The following is a 20009-nucleotide window of genomic DNA, read 5'->3' as shown; positions in this document are numbered from 1 at the left end:
CGTTCGCCGGGACGACGAAGGATGTTCACCCCCGCCGCTTCGCGTTCGCCGCGATCGACAACAGCGTGCGTTGCGCGATCGCAGCCGCCAGCGTGGCCTGTTTGCGCATGTCGAATGCGGCGGTCGCGAGCTGGTCGATAATCGCGACCAGCCGCGCGGCGCTGAAATTCCGCAGCGCGACCTCGACGGCGCCCTTGCGCGAAAAATGCAGCCGCGGATATCCGCTTTCCAGCAAGGTCGAGACCGGCGTGCCCTCGGCCACCGCAAGCGCCGATTTGTGCAGCCACGCGGCCTGGCGCTGCGCGGCCGAAATGATCACACCGGGATAGGTGCCGGCGATCATCGCCTTGGCGAATTCACTTTCGACCAGATCGGGCTTTCCAGCAAACGCGCCGTCGACGATCGGATCGAGCTTCAGCTCGGATGCGTCAGCGACCACAGCCATCACGTCGTCGATCGACACCTCGCCCTGGCCGTGGGCGTAGAGCGCGAGCTTGCGCAATTCGTTGCGCGAGGCCTGCCGGTCGCCGCCGAGCAGTGCGGTCAACACGGCGCGGGCGTCGGGCGCGATGCGCAGGTTGGAAGGCCGCAATTCGTCATCGATCAGCTTGGCGAGGTCGCGCTCGGTGTCGGGATAGCAGGCGATCGCGACCGCGGTCCTGGCGCGCTCGCAGGCCTTGCGCAGCGGCGATTCTGGCCTGAGCTCGCCGGCCTCGATCACGATGCGGCAATCCTTGAGCGGCATCTCCGCCAGCGTGTCGATCCCGCCGGCAAAACTGCGTGAGCCGGCACGCACGCGGATAGCGCGGCGGCCGCCGAACAGCGGCACCGTCATCGCTTCATCGACCAGCCGCGACGGCTCGGCCGACAGCTCGTCGCCGTCCAGCCGCACCATTGAGAACGGATCATTGGGATCGTCGACCGCGGACGCCAGCAGCGCGTCGGCGCGTTCACGCACCAAGCCGGCGTCGGGGCCGTACAGCAGAATGATGGGACGGCCGGAATCGGGCCGGGCGAGAAAGGCGTCGATTTCTTTTCCGCGAAGCGCGACCAATTGCGGAATCAGGTGCCGGCGACGAAGAACGACGCCAGCCGGGTCTGGATGTTTTCCGCGATCTCCTGGGCGGAGCGATCCTCGGCGTCGCGGAAGGCGCGGGCACGGGCGAAACGCTGCATCTGGCCCGGGATGTCATAGGACACGCGGGAGAAGGTCGAGCCGGTCATGACAGATTTGTTCGTGGCCAGGTCGATCAGATTGTACTGCGCGTCGATACCGTAATTTTCGCTCGACGGCAGCGCGGTGGTCGGATCGAGCATCAGCGACGAGCGGCTGGTGGAGAACCGCAGCACCAGCCGATGAGTCGGTGGCATGCCGGTCGCATTGCCGTAAAGCTTGAACGCCAGCGCGTTGCGGATTTCGACCTGGATGCGGGCCTCGCGGGAGGCGTTGTTCTTGTCGACGGGCGGGATTTCCACGCCCATCAGCTTTTCGCGCAGGCCGGGCGAGCCGTCGGCGCGTTCGGCATACATCGGCTGAAAACAGCCGGCCGTCAGCGCCGCCAGAGCGACAACCGCCAGCAGCCGAGCGGCGATCCGGGTCCTAGCCAACGACATTCACGATCCTCATGGGAACAACGATCACCTTGCGGACAGCCTTGCCGCCCAAGGCCAGTTTTACCGCATCGAGGGCCAGAACGGCAGCCTCAATTTCCGGATTTTGGGCGCCCCGTGGCACGGTTACATCACCCCGTTTTTTGCCGTTGACCTGAACCACCAGCGTCACCGTGTCTTCAACCAGTAAATCGCGTTCGATTTGGGGCCAATTGGCTTCCGAAATCAGCCCGGATTGCCCCAATACCGTCCAGCACTCCTCGGCCAGATGGGGCATCATGGGCGCGAACAGTTGAACAAGGATAACCGCGGCCTCCCGGACCGACCAGGCCAGGTCCGGCGCCGGCTGCCCCTCGCGCCCCAGCACCTCGGCCAGCGCATTGGTGAATTCGCGGATATGGGCGAGGCAGACGTTGAAATGCAGCCGCTCGATGCCGTTCGACACCTTGTCCAGCGCGCCATGGGCCGCCTTGCGCAAGCCCAGCGCATGGTCGCCGAACGAGGCCGGCCGGGCCGCCGGGGCCGCTTTGGCGATTTCGGCCGATTCGTTGACCAGCCGCCACAGCCGCTGCACGAAGCGCGAGGCGCCCTGCACGCGTTCGTCGCTCCAGATCACGTCGCGATCGGGCGGTGAGTCCGACAGCATGAACCAGCGCGCGACGTCGGCGCCGTAGGTCGCGATGATATCGTCGGGGTCGACGGTGTTCTTCTTCGACTTCGACATCTTCTCGATCGCGCCGATGGCGATCTCTTCACCCGTGGTCAGCAGAAGCGCGCGCTTGCCATTGCCGCCGGTCTCAACCTTCACCTCAGCGGGCGTGACGTAAGAGCCGTCGGCCTTCTGGTAAGTCTCGTGCACCACCATGCCCTGCGTGAACATGCCGGCGAACGGCTCGTCCATGCCGATGTGGCCGGTCGCCTTCATCGCGCGGGTGAAGAAGCGGCTGTACAGCAGATGCAGGATCGCGTGCTCGACACCCCCGATATACTGGTCGACCGGCAACATCCGGTTCACGACGGTTGGCGTGGTCGGCGCGTTCTCGTTCCAGGGATCGGTGAAGCGCGCGAAGTACCAGGACGAATCCACGAAGGTGTCCATGGTGTCGGTTTCGCGCTGCGCCTTGGCGCCGCATTTCGGGCAGGCGACGTGCTTCCAGGTCGGATGATGGTCGAGCGCGTTGCCGGGCTTGTCGAAGGTCACATCCTCCGGCAGCACCACCGGCAGGTCGCTGTCCGGCACCGGCACCACGTCGCATTTCGGGCAGTGGATCACCGGGATCGGACAACCCCAATAGCGCTGGCGCGAAATGCCCCAGTCGCGCAGGCGGAAGTTCACCTGCCGCTCGCCGACCGGCATGTTGCCGCGCAGTTCACTCTCCAGCCGCTTTGCGACCTCTTCCTTGGCCTGCTCGATGGTCATGCCATCGAGGAAGCGCGAATTGATCATGCGGCCATCACCGTCATAGGCGGTGTCCGTGATCACGAACGTCTTCGGATCCTGGCCTTCCGGACACACGACGGGCGTGACGCCGAGCGCATATTTATTGACGAAATCGAGGTCGCGCTGATCGTGCCCGGGGCAGCCGAAGATGGCGCCGGTGCCGTATTCCATCAGCACGAAGTTGGCGACGTAGACCGGCAGCTTCCAGTTCGGGTCGAACGGATGCACGGCGCGGATGCCGGTGTCGAAACCCTGCTTTTCGGCGGTGTCGATGATTTCCTGGGCGGTGCCGATGCGTTTGACCTCGGCGACGAACTCCGCGAGCTTGGGATTCTTCGCCGCCGCCGCGATCGCCAGCGGATGGTCGGCCGCGATCGCCATGAACTTGGCGCCGAACAGCGTGTCGGGCCGCGTCGTGAAAATCTTCAGCTCAGACTCGCCGGCCGGCGTCGTTGCCGGATCCAGCGCGAAGCGCACCAGGAGGCCCTCGGAGCGGCCGATCCAGTTGCGCTGCATCAGTCGCACCTTGTCGGGCCAGCGATCCAGCCCATCCAGGGCGTCCAGCAGTTCCTGCGAGTATTTCGTGATCTTGAAGACCCACTGGCTCATCTCGCGCTGTTCGACCACGGCGCCGGAACGCCAGCCGCGGCCGTCGATCACCTGCTCGTTGGCGAGCACGGTCATGTCGACCGGGTCCCAGTTGAGCTTGCGCTTCTCGCGCTCGGCGAGACCGGCGCGCAGCATGTCGAGAAACATCTTCTGCTGATGCTTGTAATAGCTGGGGTCGCAGGTCGCGAATTCCCGGCTCCAGTCGAGCGACAGTCCGATCGACTGCAGCTGCTTCTTCATCGCGGCGATGTTGTCGTAGGTCCAGGCCTTGGGCGCGACCTTGCGCTCGATCGCGGCGTTCTCGGCCGGCAGCCCGAACGCGTCCCAACCCATCGGGTGCAGCACGTTGAACCCCTTGGCGCGCATGAACCGCGCCAGCACGTCGCCCAGCGTATAGTTGCGGACATGTCCGATATGGATGCGCCCGGACGGGTAGGGGAACATCTCGAGGACGTAATATTTCGGCCGGGAATCGTCGTTTTTGGAGGCGAAGATCGCCTTCTGGTCCCACTGGCGTTGCCAGCGCGGTTCGGAGTCACGGGCGTTATAGCGTTCGGATCTTTGTGCGGAGGAGACTTGCGGGTCCTTCGCTGAGGGAGTGTTGTAAATTCTTCCTTGCAACGCATGGGCAATCTTAAAGAATCGTTGGTAGCGCTCTTCAACGACAACGAGATTGATTAAGCTCCATTCCTTGAGGTGTTGGATGTCCTTGATGTTGTATGGATACCGGAAAATTTGGCCCGATGGGTCCACCTCCATTATGGCGGTAACAGTTTCGGTGATGTAAGCGATGTCGTCGTCGCCGACCCTTATCGGTGAACGATTGAGGAGACTTTCGGCGGTCTCCCAGTTCTTGTGCAGCGAGTGGTCTGTCTCGAAGGTTTCACTCGATGCGAGGATTTTTGCTAAGCTGGAAATGAGATATTTGATGTACAGCTCGATTGCGTGGCGGAAATTCAAGCAAATTGGATAAACGATATCGTCGATGACGACGTCGGGCTTTTGGGCCTCCTGCAGCAGAAGTCGAGTAGCCTCGAAGTACCCATGCGCGTAGTCGTACAGATCTTTTGGCCCACCATTATCCCCTACGCACGCGTTGAATCGCGCGAGCTCGGGTACCCCTCTGAACAGGACATTTTCCTTAAATGGTGCTGGTTTGTTAGCCATGGAATCGCTGAGTTTTTTGTGGGCGCCGGGCCGGCCAAATGGACGGCGGACTAGGCCATAAAAGCGGCTGCGCGGTCAACGGGTTGGTCGACAATTAGCTGCAGCCGCCGGAAGAGGTAAAGGTAGAAATGGCCCTAATAAGACCGCGACTCACGGACCACTTCGGCATTCTGCGGTCCCAAGCCGAGCTTGATTTTGCAATCCCCTTCCTCGACGAGGATATTCCCCTCTACGTCGACCCCTTCCTGCTATGGAGATCGCCGTCCCAGCAAGACCAAGCGCTACATACCAGCCTGGTCAACGCGTTCAATCACCTAGGACAACTGGTAGCCAAGGGGGATGAGCAACAGGCCGTGACAACCCTCATGGCGGCCTCCGAATGCGACGAGGTGGGGTTGGGTTCCTCAGCTCGCCGACATGGAAAGCGGATCGGCCCCGCCAAGGCGCAGGAAATCGTTTCGCTTTTTAAGCGGATCCCCCGCTATGCGCAGCAAGGTTTTCGGCATTTCGAGGAAATTCAGTTTTTCATCGACGGAATTTCCAAGGATCGCATCAGCGACATCAGTTGCAGCTTCTTAAAGTCGTTCCTGATCGATTTTACCATTCAGCAGTGCAAGGCACTCGGAATTCCTATCCAACCCTCGAACGTGGAGAACGTCTACGACTATCGCAAGAATAAGTTTGATACGCTGACTGGCATCACTCTCCCGGTGAACCCCCTCGATGGTAAGCCCCTTATCTTCGTGCCGAAAAGGTGGCTTCGGTTCGTACCGTGGCTCAACTACGAAGATTACTTCCAGAATTATTGCCCTCAGGATGAGATATCGCACAAGCCAGAAGAGCTAACGCGTGTCGAGGTGCTCAATTACAATCGCGACCACTATGGGGTTGTCGATGCTTACATTGAAGCAAAGGAGCGGACATTCGAAGATGCCCGCAATGACCCTCTATTCTCGCAAATCCCAGTCATTTCTGCGCGGCGAAAGCTCAATCAGATTCGCAAACTGCCGACAGGAAAAGAGAACAACGCGGACAAGGTGTACGAAGATACAATCGGGCAGCTGTTGCCTTCGTTATTTTATCCCGATCTTGATTTTGCCCAAGCTCAAGCAAGGACCGAAAGCGGGGTAAGCATAAGAGATTTAATTTTCTACAATACCAGGAAGACCGAGTTTCTGAAGGAGATGCTAGATGACTACGGTTCGCGTCAAATAACTTTCGAATTAAAGAACGTAAAGCATGTGGAGAGGGAGCATATCGACCAGATAAATCGATATTTGGCAGATGAGTTAGGGAGGTTTGGAGTTCTGGTCACTCGAAACCCTTTGAAGAGAGCTGAGTTTCAGAGGACAATCGATCTGTGGTCAGGCCAACGAAAATCGATCGTCGCGCTAACGGATGATGATATCACTCAGATGGTTGAAGTCTTCGAGAGCAAGCAGCGCAACCCAATGGAGGTTGTTGCAAAACGGTATGTAGAGTTTAGGCGAGCCTGCCCGTGAGGAGGGGCTATGAGAGACAAATCTGAGGTTGAGAATCTCGAAAAACTGATCGGACAGCTGCAGGGGTTGCATGCAGAAATAACGACTCTCGCTAAGAAGTCTCCAAGCGACGCGGTGAATGCTTTTAAGTTGAAGCTTATTAACAAGGTCATTTTGTCGGGCAACGCGGTATTAGGAAAAGCATACCGTCCGTTTGAAGATTTCGAACAGTTTGATTCCGATGACGTGCCATCGACAAGTGACGTTGCGATGGTGCTCGGTCAATATATTGAGGAAGCGGAACGTTTTAGGTCGGACAACGTGACTTGGTACGGCGGGCACTGGGTATATGCTCTCGGAGGAAGTCCGAGCGCGATTCGGAGCGGACCCCCCTCAAAACTTGGACGGAAATGAACGATCAGTTTGAGAACATTACCAATGCGGCGCACGTAGATATCTACGCGGCGGGCAACGAGATTTTTGAAGCTCTTTTAGAAGAGGTCAGAGAGCTATCGAAGAAGAAGCCAGATGCAACGATGAGCTCTGGCAAGGTCAAGATCGTAAATCGCGTTCTAAAGGACCTTCTTACTTTTCTCAAAGACGAGCCCGAAGGCAAATATCTTGAAGAACTGGACGATGATGAGTTGCCGCAAGTCAGCGACGCTTTGCTTGTCATGGTGCAGTTCAATACAGCGCTGAAGAAGTTCTTTGAGCGCCATCATCGATATGTTTCCGCGCTTGGCTACTCGACCTGGATCACCACCGAACTCGTAGCTGAGCTGGAAGAAACTGCGGACGATAGCGAGGATGACGAGAGCGAATAGCCCGGGTTACGTTCGGAAGAATGTGAAACTGTGCCGTCGGTGGCCGGTCTAGTTCGTCTGGCGATTCTGATGTTAAATCAATGCATTAGAGCGATTTTGTGTGATCGTTAGAGCCTTATGTAAACAGAGGCGAGCCCCGATTGAGGGGCATTTAACGAATTCATGGGAACCTGCCTATGAAAAGAGCACCCATTCACCGGTAGGAAGCCATCAAAGCCGTGACCGCGGGATTCGACGAGCTCGATTTCGAGTACGCGACGTCGGTCGCTGAAACGGCCATGCGCTCAATGGCTGACCATCGCGTGCCGCCGACGCCGAACAATTTCCATGTCTGGTTCAATTATACGCTCGGCACGCCGCCGGTGCTCAAGCGTGCGATCGATATCCTGATCGGCAACAAGCGCAAGTTCGACGCCCAGACCAATCGCGAAATCCATGAGAGCTATATCGGATCGAAAGCCACCGACGAGGCGGTGGCCTATGAAGTCTCCCAGCAATTGCATTCGGTGATGGCGTCGGCCAAGCAATTTCTGACCACGGCGATCGCCGACAACCGCACGCAAATGGCTGCCATCAACGATGTCACCGAGCGCACCGAGGCCGGCGTCGATCCCAAGCTGCTGATCGAGAGCCTGATGAGCGAACTCGCCAAGGCGACGACGCGCGCCACCAAGCTCGAAGTCAGCTTTGTCGAGAAGTCACGCGAACTGGCGACGATCCGCGATTCCCTGGTCAAGTCCGAGGAGCGCGCCAAGACTGACACGCTGACCGGCCTGCCAAACCGCCGGGCGCTGGAGGAGTTTTTCCGCAAGGCTCAGCTCGCGGCGATGGAACAGGACGATCCAGTGAGTGCGCTTCTGATCGATATCGATCACTTCAAGCGCTTCAACGACGAGTTCGGCCACGGGGTCGGCGACCAGGTGCTGCGCCTGATGGCGAAGGTGTTGCGCGAGGCCGTGCGGGACATCGATCTGCCGGCGCGATATGGCGGCGAGGAGCTGATCGTCATCCTGCCGAACGCTGGCCTGACGACGGCTGCCACGATTGCGGAACGCATCCGGCGCCTGGTTGCCGAATGCCACATCTCCCGCCGTTCGACCGGAGAAGCGCTGCCCGGTATCACCATCTCCATCGGGGTGGCACAATTCCAAGGCGGCGAATCGATGGCCGACCTGATCGAGCGCTGCGACCGCGCGCTCTATCAGGCCAAGAAGACCGGCCGCAACCGGGTCGTCACCGAGGCTGAACTGGTGCCCGAGCAGCAGGCAACAGGCTAGAGATTCGGTTGGGCCGTGACGACGGACCCGCCTTATCGTGCCCGGACACAACCCGCAAACGTGCCGCAAGCCGGCCCATTCTTACTTTGCATGGGGTTGTTTTCACGATTTTGAATCTGGACCCTGGGGTGTACCGCGGAACAGGCGCTGCGCTCCATCCGCGACACGCGATTGTTAACCCGCCAGCGCCATCCCTGCCTGATCCACCATCTTTGCAAATCCATGCTCGACCACGGTGTTGCGGCCGCGGTGTTTGGCGGCGTAGAGCGCGGCATCGGCCGCTTCGATCAGCTCGCCCGGGCGCTGCGTGTCGTTCGGCAGCGTGCCGGCCACACCGATGCTCACGGTGACGGTGTGATGGCTGCTGGTGTGGTGCGGTATTTTCAGGCCCAGAACCGCGGTGCGCACCATCTCGCCGATCGCCAGTGCCTTGAGCGAATCGGTGTTCGGCAACAGCAGGCAGAATTCCTCGCCGCCATAGCGGCCGGCAAAGCCCATGGTGTCGGCGGCGATACCGGCCAGCGTTTCGCCGAGCCTGGTCAGGCAGGCGTCGCCCTCGGGGTGGCCATAGGTGTCGTTATAGAGCTTGAAGTGATCGACATCGATCATCATCAGCGACAATTGGCTGTTGTATTGCTGCGCCTTCATCCACTCGAAATCCAAACGGCTCTGAAAGCCGCGGCGGTTGGCAAGGCCCGACAGCATGTCGATCGATGCGATCACGGTGAGGCGGTCGTTGGTGGCGACGAGCTCGCGCTCGCGCTGGCTGAGCTGGGCGGCCATCGCGTTGAAGGCGCGCGCCAGCGGCATGAATTCCGATGGCAGCTTGTTGCGCGCGACGCGCGCCGACGAGTCGCCCTTGCCGAATCGCTTGGCCATGCCGGTCATCACCTCGATCGGGTTCATGATCAGCTTTTCGGCGCCGATCAGCGCGCCCAGCAGCACGAACAGGCAGACCAGTCCCAACTGGAGATAGGCGGTGCGGATCTCGCGATTGATCGCGGCCGTCACCCTGGTTTCGTCGATGCTGACGATCAGGCGGGATTGTGTTCCGGAAATGCGCGAGAAACTGATCGTGCGATTCGAGCCGTCGGATGCGGTGAACGAAAGCGAGCCGGTCGGTGCGTCGGAGCTCAGGGCCTTCTCCGCGACCGCGGACATCAGCGGCACCGAATCCAGCGGCCGGCCGATCATGCTGGTCTGATCGGTGGGCGCGGCGAGGACGACGCCGGCGCTGTCGACCAGCAACGACGAAATTCCCGGTCGCCCGCCGAGATTGGTCATGATCTTCGACAGCCAGTCGATATTGATGCCGGCAACGACGACGGCGTCTTCCTCTGGATTGATGGCAGCCACCGGATAGGCCGCCATCATCATCGGCCGGCCGTTCGTCCTGCCGAACAGATAGTCGCTGAAAACGAAGTCGCGGCTTGCCTGCGCCTTCTTGAAATATTCACGGTCGCCGATCTGCAGTCCGACCTGAATGTTCAAGGTCGAGCACTGCACGAGGCCGTCCTTGGACGCGATCATGATGCTGCGGATCCAAGGCAGGTTGCTCGGCAGGCTGGCGCGCAGGATTTCGCAACTGCGCCCGATGCCGCTGGAGGCGCGGATATAGGCCGCCGATTTCAGCATCGTCTCGACGGAGGAGACGACTTCGCGCTGGGTATCGGCGCTGTGCTGGGCGATGTTGAGGAATTCTTCGGTAGCAAGGGCGATTTGCTTGGAGCGGGTATGTTCGAGCGAACGGACGCGTTCCAGCATCAAGGGCGCCACCAGGATCAACGCCAGCAGCACCAGCCGCGTCCGGATCCCCAGAAGCTTCTTGAGTTTCACTCTGTTGCGGTTGAAAATAACGGCAAACATGCTGTTCCCCACCCCGCGTGGCAGGGTAAAGCGAAGGATTCAAAAAGCCCTTCCCGAACTTGGTAAAATCCAAGGAAATCCTGTAAAGGTACGAGCCACAATCGACATGACACCTCCGACGACCAGCTCGCTAACAGAACCTTTACCTGGCGGTCTTGTTACCGTGGAGCAGGACATCGCGCGCGCTTGCAAGGAAGCGCGCCGTGATCGTGCGACGGTACAATTGATCGCGGTGTCCAAAACGTTCGACGCGTCGGCGATTTCGCCCATTATCGACGCCGGACAGCGCGTATTCGGCGAGAATCGCGTGCAGGAAGCCAAGGCGAAATGGCCTGGGTTAATGTCCGCTTACCAGGGGCTGGCGCTGCATCTGATCGGGCCGCTGCAATCCAACAAGGCGAAAGAGGCCGTGGCGCTGTTCGATGCCATTCATTCTGTCGACCGCCCGAGCATTTGCGAAGCGTTAGCCAAGGAAATCAATTCCCAAAAAAAGCAGCCGGAATTGTTCGTTCAGCTCAACACTGGCGAGGAGCCGCAGAAGGCCGGCGTCGCGCCTGGCGAGGCCGATGCGTTCATCACGGGCTGCCGGGAGAAATATGGCCTGCTGATTTCCGGATTGATGTGCATTCCACCGGTCGACCAGGCACCGGCACCGCATTTCGCGTTGACCGCAAAGATCGCCGCGCGCAACGGCTTGAAGAATCTGTCGATGGGCATGAGCGCCGATTTTGCGATCGCGATCCAGTTCGGCGCCACGCATATCCGCGTCGGCTCCGCGATTTTCGGGCATCGCTGACTAGTCGTCCCGGCGAAGGCCGGGACCCATACGCCGCGGCTTCTCGGTTGAGCAGTTAGGTAGACGCCCTCTTTCGACAACCAGCGTTGGTGGTTATGGGTCCCGGCCTTCGCCGGACGACACCGAGTGTGAAGCCGCCTACTCGAACCCCACCGACACTTTCCCCAGCACTCCAAAATCAACCGCACAGAAATCGCCAGCCTGGATCGGCAGCGGCGGATGGCAGGTGCCTGTGGTGACGACCCGGCCCGCCTTCAGTGTTACGCCGAGCTGGCGCAATTCGTTGGCGAGCCAGGTCAGCGCCAGCCGGGGATCGCCGAGCACGTTCTTGCCATGACCGACGAATTGCTGGCCGCGTAGCGTGGTGACAGGTCTCTCCTCGACCAGATCGCGCGCGCGCCAGTCCGCCGTCGTGGCCGGGCCGAGCACGAACAGATGCGCGCAGGCGTTGTCGGCGATGATCTGGGCGTCGCCGGCGCTGACGAAATCCGAAAAGCGCGAATCCGGAATCTCGATCGCCGGATGCAGCGTGTCGACGGCATCGAGCACCTGGCTCACCGTGTAGGGCGTCGATCGCGACGGTAGATCCGTGCGCATGCGAAACGCGAATTCCGGCTCGGCAACGCGCATTTCGTTGCCGGCCATCGAAGCCGTGCCGCCGTCAGGGATCACGGTCTCGGCCAGAATGCGCCCGGCCATCGGACCGCCGACATTGATGTGTTTCTGCCCGGCCTCGCTGGTTGCTGCGATCTTCCAGCCGAACAGATGGGTCGTCGAAAATCTTTCGATCGCGGCCTGGATCGCATACGCCTCGATGCGGTCCTGTGGCCGCAGCCAGTTGTCGAGCACGTCAAGCTTGGTGCCGGCGCGCCAATGGTCGTGCAACGTCTGCGATGCCGACGCAATCTGATGTCTGTCCTGCATAATCCCCGCATCCTGAAATGAAGTTCATCCAATAATAATTTTGGTTTGCGGCCCCATCCGCCGCAGCAACCGCAGCATCGCAGATTTTGTCATCGAAACGCAGCCTGCTGTGGCGGAAAAATTCGTGCGTGCCAGATGCAGGAACACCGCGCTGCCGCGGCCGGCAATACGCGGCGCGCTGTTGTGATCGATCTCGACGATGAAGTCGTAGAGGTGATCGTCGCGTGTGAGGCGGTCGCCGGTCTGGTCACGCATCAGCCGTATCGGCTGGTTGTAGTGACGGTCCTTCGGGTCTTCGCACCAGCCGTCCTCGGGCCGGATTGGCCGGACCGGCAGAAAGGTTGGCGGGCGCGAGTGGCGGTCGGCGCGCCACCATAATTGCAGTGGCCGGTAGGTGCCCCGCGGGGTGCCGCCGTCGCCTTCGCGCTTGTTGGCGAGGATGCCGCCGCGACCAAGTGCCACCGGGACGGTCCAGCCGTCCGCCGTCAGCCAGCCCCGGCGCGGGTCGCCGGCGGCGCGGTGAACCCTGATCGCCGAGAGCGGCCGATCACGCGCTTCTGTCTCATAAGTGATTGAAAAATTGGTGCTTCCCATGCCAAACGTCCAGATCCTGGGGTTGCCTCCCCGGCCGCAATTGCTCTATTTGACGCCCATTACAGGACATTCATCCAACAGCCCCCCGAATATGGGATACACTGCGGTTCGCCTTGTGAAATTGTAACAATCTCCTACCTGATTCCGTACCCGATGGCCGAGGTTCGCCCGCGAACCAGTTTCGTCATCGACCAACCGACCAAGACCGGCTTGAGACGCTCCCACTTGTGTCCGCCGCCTGCCTCTAGAGGATCGTACCTATGGCCAATGCCCGCAAGATCCTGATCGTGGATGACGATACCGATCTGCGCGACACGCTGGTCGAGCAATTATCACTGCATGAGGAGTTCGAAGCCTCCGCGGTCGATACCGGCGCCAAGGGCGCCAGCGCCGCCAAGGCCAATTCCCCCGATCTGGTGCTGATGGATGTCGGCCTGCCCGATACCGACGGCCGCGAAGTGGTCCGCTCCCTGCGCAAGGGGGGCTTCAAGGCGCCGATCATCATGCTGACCGGCCACGACACCGATTCGGATACCATTCTCGGCCTCGAATCCGGCGCCAATGACTACGTCGCCAAGCCGTTCCGGTTCGCCGTGCTGCTGGCCCGGATCCGGGCGCAACTGCGCCAGCACGAGGCCAGCGAGGACGCGGTGTTCTCGGTCGGCCCCTACAGCTTCCGGCCCGGCTCCAAGATGCTGACCGGCGCCAACGCCCGGAAGGTGCGGCTGACCGAGAAGGAAACCGCGATCCTGCGCTTCCTGTACCGGGCCGGCCAGATGCCGGTGTCGCGCGAGACGCTGCTGCAGGAAGTCTGGGGCTATAATTCTGGTGTCACCACCCACACCCTGGAAACCCACATCTACCGGCTGCGGCAGAAGATCGAGAAAGATGCCGCCAATCCGGAGATCCTGGTGACGGAAGCCGGTGGCTACAAGCTGGTGCCGTGATACGATTCGGCCCACGAATCGTACCTCTTTGGGCATCACCGGTTCCGTATGTCGATCGAAGATGATGTAGCTCTGCTCGAGCGCGTCCCGACACTGCGCCTGTTGGGAACGACGGCGCTGCGCATGCTGGCGATCGGCTCGGAGCAGCGCGAGTTCGGCCGCGGCGACCAATTGTTCAACGCCGGCGACGAGGCGGACGCCGGCTATATCGTGCAGCGCGGCGCGTTCCGGGTCGAGGATGGCGGCGCTGAAATCATCGCAGGCGCCGGCGCCCTGATCGGTGAGCTGGCGCTGATCGTGGCGATGAAGCGGCCGTCGAGCGCGATCGCGATCGAAAATTCCACCGTGATCCGGGTGTCGCGCAGCCTGTTTCAGCGCGTGCTCGAGAGCGACCCTGCGGCGGCGCGGGCGCTGCGCGACGAACTCGCCACCCGCACCAGCCAGCTTGCCAGCGATATTCTGATGGCCGGCGCCAAACTCAGCACCTGATCGCAATCACACCTCCAGCGTCACCGTAACCGGCACGTGATCCGACGGCCGCTCCCAGCCGCGGGCGTCGCGGGTGATGCGGAAATCGCTGACGCCATCCTTCAGCGCCCGCGAAACCCAGATGTGGTCGAGCCTGCGGCCGCGGTCGCCGACGGTCCAGTCGGCGGCGCGGTAGCTCCACCACGTGTAGACCTTCTCCGACATCGGGATGCGCTCGCGCGCGACGTCGAACCATTCGCCATGGGCCTGCGCCGCCAGCAGCTTTTCGCATTCGATCGGGGTGTGCGAGACCACCTTCAACAGCTGCTTGTGCGACCACACGTCGTTCTCATGCGGCGCCACGTTGAGGTCGCCGACCAGGATATGCCGGTCGTCGCCGCGCGGATGCAGCGGTTCGCAGGCTTTCATCTCGTCGAGAAATTTCAGCTTGTGATCGAACTTCGGATTGAGCGCGGGATCGGGGATGTCGCCGCCGGCCGGGACGTAGAAATTATGCAGCACCAGCGGCTTTGCGAGCTGGGCTTTTTCGCCGAACGCCACCGAGATGTGCCGCGAATCGATGTTGTCGCAGAAGGTGCGGATATCCTTGGTCTCGAACGGCAGTTTCGAGACGATGGCGACGCCGTGATAGCCCTTCTGCCCGTTCAGCGCGACATGCTCATAGCCGAGGCGCTTGAAGCGCTTCAGCGGGAAGGCATCGTCGATGCATTTGGTCTCCTGCAGGCAGAGGACATCAGGCCGTACCGATTTGAGGAATTTGGCGACGATGTCGATGCGCAGGCGCACCGAGTTGATATTCCACGTTGTCAGGGAAAAACGCATGCGGGCCCGAAATGAAAAAGACGTGCGGTTGATGACGCACGTCCTTCGCCCCTAATCAAGAATGTTCAGCCTGGTGGCACCGAATAATTGGTGAAATCGATCTTGAACAGGCCGGGATCGACTTTCTTCGACGTATCCAGATTATAGACCGCGACCGTGGTGTCGTAACCCTGCGGGTCGGTCACGGTCCATTGCTTGAGCTGGCCGTCCTTGGTGCCGACCATCAGCATCAACCGGCTGGTGCCGATCAGCGCCTGCTTCTCCTCGATGGTGACACTGATAAAGACGTCATCGGCGGTGACGCTGACGACGTTGGTATCCTTCAACAGATCGATACGGTCCGACAGCAGGAACCGGAGCGGCGTCTGCGACAACGGATAGATGTCCTGGGTCGCGAGCTTCTTGTCGCGCACGGCGAGCGAGGATCCGTCGGCGACGATCGCGATCTGGCTCGGCGCGTCATATTCGAAGCGCACCTTGCCCGGCTTCTGGATCACGAAGTCGCCCTTGGTCTTGCTGCCGTCCGGCCCGACCTGGACGAAATTTCCGACCAGCGTCTGCAGCGACGACAGATACGAACTCACCTTGGCGGCCTGCGCCTTCTGGTTGGCATCGAAGGTCGCGAAAATATTGGCGGGCACATTGCGATTTGGATCGGGAATCACCGGGTTCGGCGGCGCCTGGGTCGTCCCTGTCTTTGGCGGCGCCTGGGTCGCACCTGTCGTCGCCGGACCTTTTTGCGAATCCTGCGCGCTCATCTGCACGCCGCCGTCGCGGGCCTTGGGTGCGGGCTTTGGAACCGGAACGTTCTGCGAAAAGCCTGATGTCGCTGCGCCGGCAACGGACATGGCGATCACAAGCGCCAGTCCGGAACGGACGCCGCGATGGGTAAAGTAGTGTGTCATCAGATATTTCGAATCTCTATTCAACGGATCGTCCCACTGCCGGTGGTTTATCGCGCTTTCGACCAAAGGAGATATCGTTTTTCCGTGAGAATTATTACGCCAAATTCAGTTCGTTGGTGGGCCCACTCGCTTGAAATCGCTCTAGAAACCGCTCTCTTCTTCCTCGACCAGAATTTCGCGTTTGCCGGCGTGGTTGGCCTGGCCGACGATGCCTTCGAGTTCCATCCGCTCCATCAATGACGCCGCGCGGTTGTAGCCGATTTGCAGCCGGCGTTGAATGTAGGAGGTCGAGGCCTTGCGGTCGCGCTTGACGATCGCCACGGCCTGCTGGAACAGGTCGCCGCCGCCGTCGCCGCCCATCCCGGTGGAATCGAACACGGCGCCGTCCTCGCCCTCGGCAGGTTCTTCCGCCGTAACGGCTTCGAGATATTCAGGCTGGCCCTGCGTCTTGAGATGGCGCACCACCTTTTCGACTTCCTCGTCGGAGGCGAACGGGCCGTGCACGCGGCTGATGCGGCCGCCGCCGGCCATATAGAGCATGTCGCCCTGGCCGAGCAGTTGCTCGGCGCCCATTTCGCCGAGAATGGTGCGGCTGTCGATTTTCGACGTGACCTGAAACGCGATGCGGGTCGGGAAGTTCGCCTTGATGGTGCCGGTGATGACGTCGACCGACGGACGCTGCGTGGCGAGGATCACGTGCAGGCCCGCGGCGCGCGCCATCTGCGCCAGCCGCTGCACCGCGCCTTCGATGTCCTTGCCGGCCACCATCATCAGGTCGGCCATTTCGTCGACGATGATGACGATGTAGGGCAGCGGTTCGAGGTCGAGCTTTTCGTCCTCGTAGATCGCCTTGCCGGTTTCCTTGTCGAAGCCGGTGTGCACGGTGCGCGTCAGGTCCTCGCCCTTGCCCTTGGCTTCGACGAGACGCTGGTTGTAGCCGTCGATGTTGCGGACGCCGAGCTTGGACATCTTCTTGTAGCGCTCTTCCATCTCGCGCACCGCCCATTTCAGCGCGACCACGGCTTTCTTCGGGTCGGTCACGACGGGCGTCAGCAGATGCGGGATGCCGTCATAGACGGAGAGTTCGAGCATCTTGGGATCGACCATGATCAGCCGGCACTGATCGGGCCGCAGCCGGTAGACCAGGCTGAGGATCATGGTGTTGATGGCGACCGATTTGCCGGAGCCGGTGGTGCCGGCGATCAGCATATGCGGCGTGCGCGCCAGGTCGATGATGATGGATTCGCCGCCGATATTCTTGCCAAGGCAGAGCGGCAGTTTGGCGTGCGACTCGTCCTTCAGCGACAGCAGCTCGCGCAAATAGACCTTTTCGCGGTGCGCGTTCGGCAATTCGATGCCGATGGCGTTGCGGCCGGCAACCACGGCGACGCGCGCCGATAGCGCGCTCATCGAGCGGGCGATGTCGTCGGCGAGGCCGATGACGCGCGAGGATTTGATGCCGGGCGCGGGCTCGAGTTCGTACAGCGTTACGACAGGGCCGGGATTGGCCTTGACGATCTCGCCGCGGACGCCGAAGTCGCCGAGCACGCCTTCCAGCGCGCGCGAATTGGCTTCCAGTTCGCTCTTGCTGAGTGGCTGGCGATCGGATGCTTTTGGTGCCGTGAGCATCGAGACCGCGGGCAGTTCGAACTTGTCGGATTTCCGCGGCGATGCCTTTGGCGCCGCCTTCTTGCGCGGGGCGCGGGCGACGGGGGCTTCCTCTTCCTCGTCTTCTTCCTCTTCCTCGTGGCCGTAATCTTCCTCGGCCTGCGGGGCAATCGATGGCGCCGGGCGGCCACCGAGACTGGGCTCCTGCCGCTCGAACGAGGCGGTGCGGGGCTGCGGCGCGCTTGCGACCAGCGAACGGTAGGCCGTGGACATCAGCCAGCCAAGCCGGGCCTTGGCGCTCATCAGGGCATGATAGACCCAGCCGAGCGAGACCGAGCTGCGATCGCGCTCTTCTTCCTCGAACGGCGCGTCATCGTCCTCGATCGGTGTCAGCTCTTCGTCGTCGCGCGGACGCGAACCCCAGCCACTCGCAAACAGGAAGGTGGCGCACATCGCCGCGAACAGGATGATGCCCAGCACCAGCCGGTAGATGAAGCCGGCGGGCCCGAAGATTACGGCCGGCGCGCGCACCAGCGCATCGCCGACGACGCCGCCTAGCCCGGTCGGCAACGGCCATGCGCCGCCATGCGGCCAGCAGCTGGCAAAGCCTGCCGCAATGATGGTGCAGAGGATCCAGCAGGCAAGGCGCAACGCTTCGCGGTCGAAGGTGCGATGGGTCAGCATGCGCCAGCCCCACACCGCGACGGGCAGGATCAGCATGATCGCGCCAAGGCCGAGAATCTGCATCAACAGATCGGCGCCGATCGCGCCGGGATATCCGAGAACGTTGCGGATCGCACGCGAGGTTGCGTGGCTCAAACTTGGATCCTGCACCGACCACGTCATCAGCGCGGCGGCGGCGACGCCGGAGATCGCGATCAGGCACAGGCCTGCGACCTCCCGCAGGCGCCGCGCCAGCGCGTCGCGGATCGAGGCCGGCAGATGGCCGACCAGAGGAATGACACGTTCGATCGCTGGCATGCTCATGGGGCCCTGCGATTAAGCCAAGGTTTCGACCAGGCGGTGCAACGCCTCGGCCGTTGATTCACTGTCCGATACCAGCGCCAGGCGGATATAGCCGGCGCCGGGATTGCTGCCGTCGTTTTGCGGACGCGACAGATAGGTTCCGGGGATCACGCGCACGCCGGCATCGCGATAGAGCTGCACCGTTGCAGCCTCGTCGCCGCCACGGTCCGACACATCGAGCCAGACGCAAAAGCCGCCGGCGGGCCTGGTATAGCCGTAGCGATTGCCGAGGATCTGATCGGCGAGATCGAACTTGATGCGATAGAGCCGGCGATTTTCCTCGACATGCGCCTCGTCGCTATAGGCGGCGACCGCGACCTGCTGCAGCGGCACCGGCACCTGCGGGGCGGCGACATTGCGCAGTTCGTGAAAGACGCTGAGAAATTTCTTGTCGCCGGCCGCGAAGCCGACGCGCATGCCCGGCAGGTTCGAGCGCTTCGACAGCGATTGAAACGCCACGACGTTGCTGAAATCGGATCCTGCGCATTCGAGCACGCTGCCCGGCGCCTGTTTGGTGTAGATTTCCGAATAGCACTCGTCGCTCAGGATCATGAAGCCGTAGCGATCGGCGAGTTGCGTCAGACGGGTGAAGTAGTCGCGCGAGGCGACGGACCCTTGCGGATTGGCCGGCGAGGCGATGTACATCGCGACGGTGCGCGCCAGCGTCGCCTCGTCGAGCGCATCGAGATCCGGCAGGAAGCCGTTGGCGAGCGTGGTCGGCAGATAGATCGGTTCGCAATTGGCGGCGCGCGCGCCGGCGCCATAGGCCGGATAGAACGGGTTCGGCATCAGGATCGCCGGCCTGCCCTTGCGCGGGCCGACATAGCGCGCCGCCATGATCGCGGCGAAGAACAGCCCTTCGCGGCTGCCGTTCAGGACCAGAATTTCGCTCTCGGGATCCATTGCCCGGGGCAGTTGGAACCGGGCCGAGAGCCAGTTCGCGACCGCCCGGCGGAACGGCTCGATGCCCTTGGCGATCGGGTAGCGGCCGAAATCGGCGATGTGCTTGGCCAGCACCGGCCCGACAAAGGTCGGGACAGGATGCTGCGGTTCGCCTAACGATAACGCAATCAACGGCTTACCGGGTTGATAGGGAGCCAGGAGCTCAGCGGTCCGCAGAAACGGCGAACGCTCGGCCTGACCGGCAGCGGGGACACTGCCGGCGCCCTGCGCCACGCCGGAAGAGGCGGTCATTGCCATGTCTAAAACGCCAGCACTTTCAATTGCGGTCGGGGGACGGACGGAGCGACCGGAAGCGGATCAAACCACCATAGATACGGCGAGGTTAAGACGCGATTAACCATCGGCGCCAGCGTCGATTTTGAGTGATTTTGGGGGCGGTCAGGGCGAAGGCGCGGCCCCGCATTCGACTGTCATCCCCGCGGATGCGGGGATCCAGTACGCCGCGGCCTCTCGGTTTTATCATTGGCGCCTCTGGAATACTGGGTCGCCCGGTCAAGGCCGGGCATGACACTGAATATGTGGCCGCGATCTCGCGACGCATTGCGCCCGAGCTTTGCCAGAAATCTCCTTGCCCTCGAAAATGAGGGCGCAGGGAAGACCGGGTGCGCGCTGCACCCGCGGTCCCGTGTGCGGTTTGCACAAAACAAAATGCACACGAG

Annotated in this window: 17 protein-coding genes; 7 read left to right on the top strand and 10 right to left on the bottom strand. The window is 61.5% G+C overall.

Annotated elements, in window-relative coordinates:
* Positions 1–25: 25 nt before the first annotated feature.
* The 3 genes from holA to leuS are packed head-to-tail and all read right to left on the bottom strand — an operon-like array spanning position 26 to position 4270.
* Complete coding sequence (gene holA, locus JQ567_RS23855) at positions 26–1054, bottom strand: DNA polymerase III subunit delta (protein ID WP_212441065.1); 1029 nt, start codon at positions 1052–1054, stop codon at positions 26–28.
* Between the two features lie 8 nt (positions 1055–1062).
* Complete coding sequence (lptE, locus tag JQ567_RS23850; RefSeq protein ID WP_212441064.1) at positions 1063–1614, bottom strand: LPS assembly lipoprotein LptE; 552 nt, start codon at positions 1612–1614, stop codon at positions 1063–1065.
* Entirely contained in the window at positions 1601–4270 is a 2670-nt protein-coding gene (gene leuS, locus JQ567_RS23845; RefSeq protein WP_212441142.1) for a leucine--tRNA ligase, read from the bottom strand. The genes lptE and leuS overlap by 14 nt, the downstream gene beginning before the upstream one ends.
* A gap of 686 nt (positions 4271–4956) precedes the next feature.
* On the opposite strand from leuS, the gene JQ567_RS38280 reads away from it, so the two are divergent.
* The 4 genes from JQ567_RS38280 to JQ567_RS23825 all read left to right on the top strand — a co-directional run bounded on the left by JQ567_RS38280 (position 4957) and on the right by JQ567_RS23825 (position 8410).
* Positions 4957–6330: a hypothetical protein gene (locus JQ567_RS38280; protein ID WP_249165665.1), complete on the top strand. Its 1374-nt coding sequence runs from the start codon at positions 4957–4959 to the stop codon at positions 6328–6330.
* A gap of 9 nt (positions 6331–6339) precedes the next feature.
* Positions 6340–6723: a hypothetical protein gene (locus tag JQ567_RS23835; RefSeq protein ID WP_212441063.1), complete on the top strand. Its 384-nt coding sequence runs from the start codon at positions 6340–6342 to the stop codon at positions 6721–6723.
* The gene (locus JQ567_RS23830; protein ID WP_212441062.1) at positions 6720–7133 is read left to right on the top strand and encodes a hypothetical protein; all 414 of its coding nucleotides are present in this window, start codon (positions 6720–6722) and stop codon (positions 7131–7133) included. Before JQ567_RS23835 ends, JQ567_RS23830 begins: the two co-directional genes overlap by 4 nt.
* 287 nt (positions 7134–7420) lie before the next feature.
* Positions 7421–8410 (top strand): GGDEF domain-containing protein, encoded by a 990-nt coding sequence (locus JQ567_RS23825; RefSeq protein ID WP_212441140.1) that lies wholly within the window; start codon positions 7421–7423, stop codon positions 8408–8410.
* Positions 8411–8584: 174 nt separating this feature from the next.
* Here JQ567_RS23825 and JQ567_RS23820 read toward each other — a convergent pair whose 3' ends face one another.
* Positions 8585–10276: a diguanylate cyclase domain-containing protein gene (locus JQ567_RS23820; protein WP_212441061.1), complete on the bottom strand. Its 1692-nt coding sequence runs from the start codon at positions 10274–10276 to the stop codon at positions 8585–8587.
* 106 nt (positions 10277–10382) lie between these two features.
* Here JQ567_RS23820 and JQ567_RS23815 point away from each other — a divergent pair, with 106 nt between their 5' ends.
* Positions 10383–11072: a YggS family pyridoxal phosphate-dependent enzyme gene (locus tag JQ567_RS23815; protein ID WP_212441139.1), complete on the top strand. Its 690-nt coding sequence runs from the start codon at positions 10383–10385 to the stop codon at positions 11070–11072.
* Positions 11073–11210: 138 nt separating this feature from the next.
* Here the strand turns inward: JQ567_RS23815 and JQ567_RS23810 are convergent, their stop codons facing one another.
* Both JQ567_RS23810 and JQ567_RS23805 read right to left on the bottom strand, forming a co-directional pair.
* Positions 11211–11996: a 2-keto-4-pentenoate hydratase gene (locus JQ567_RS23810; protein WP_212441060.1), complete on the bottom strand. Its 786-nt coding sequence runs from the start codon at positions 11994–11996 to the stop codon at positions 11211–11213.
* A gap of 24 nt (positions 11997–12020) precedes the next feature.
* Positions 12021–12590 carry a L,D-transpeptidase gene (locus JQ567_RS23805; protein WP_212441059.1) on the bottom strand — a complete coding sequence of 190 codons (570 nt, stop codon included), beginning with the start codon at positions 12588–12590 and terminating at the stop codon, positions 12021–12023.
* Between the two features lie 260 nt (positions 12591–12850).
* Here JQ567_RS23805 and JQ567_RS23800 point away from each other — a divergent pair, with 260 nt between their 5' ends.
* Together JQ567_RS23800 and JQ567_RS23795 are read left to right on the top strand one after the other, a co-directional pair.
* The gene (locus JQ567_RS23800) at positions 12851–13537 is read left to right on the top strand and encodes a response regulator transcription factor (RefSeq protein ID WP_044539278.1); all 687 of its coding nucleotides are present in this window, start codon (positions 12851–12853) and stop codon (positions 13535–13537) included.
* A gap of 48 nt (positions 13538–13585) precedes the next feature.
* Positions 13586–14026 carry a Crp/Fnr family transcriptional regulator gene (locus JQ567_RS23795; RefSeq protein WP_212441058.1) on the top strand — a complete coding sequence of 147 codons (441 nt, stop codon included), beginning with the start codon at positions 13586–13588 and terminating at the stop codon, positions 14024–14026.
* Between the two features lie 6 nt (positions 14027–14032).
* On the opposite strand, the gene JQ567_RS23790 is transcribed toward JQ567_RS23795, so the two are convergent.
* The 4 genes from JQ567_RS23790 to JQ567_RS23775 all read right to left on the bottom strand — a co-directional run bounded on the left by JQ567_RS23790 (position 14033) and on the right by JQ567_RS23775 (position 19587).
* Positions 14033–14848, bottom strand: a complete 816-nt coding sequence (locus JQ567_RS23790; protein WP_212441057.1) for an exodeoxyribonuclease III — start codon at positions 14846–14848, stop codon at positions 14033–14035.
* Between the two features lie 65 nt (positions 14849–14913).
* A complete protein-coding gene (locus JQ567_RS23785) occupies positions 14914–15753 on the bottom strand; it encodes an outer membrane lipoprotein carrier protein LolA (protein ID WP_212441056.1) in 840 nt (279 codons plus the stop codon).
* 141 nt (positions 15754–15894) lie between these two features.
* A complete protein-coding gene (locus JQ567_RS23780; protein ID WP_212441055.1) occupies positions 15895–18348 on the bottom strand; it encodes a DNA translocase FtsK in 2454 nt (817 codons plus the stop codon).
* A 12-nt stretch (positions 18349–18360) separates the two neighbouring features.
* On the bottom strand, positions 18361–19587 hold the full coding sequence (locus JQ567_RS23775) for an aminotransferase class I/II-fold pyridoxal phosphate-dependent enzyme (protein ID WP_212441054.1): 1227 nt from the start codon (positions 19585–19587) through the stop codon (positions 18361–18363).
* Between the last annotated feature and the right edge of the window lie 422 nt (positions 19588–20009).

The organism is Bradyrhizobium sp. AUGA SZCCT0431 (assembly GCF_018131065.1).
In the GTDB taxonomy this organism is placed as follows: Bacteria; Pseudomonadota; Alphaproteobacteria; order Rhizobiales; family Xanthobacteraceae; genus Bradyrhizobium.
Note: the sequence above shows the minus strand (reverse complement) of the source record. Positions and strands in the feature narration are given on the sequence as shown.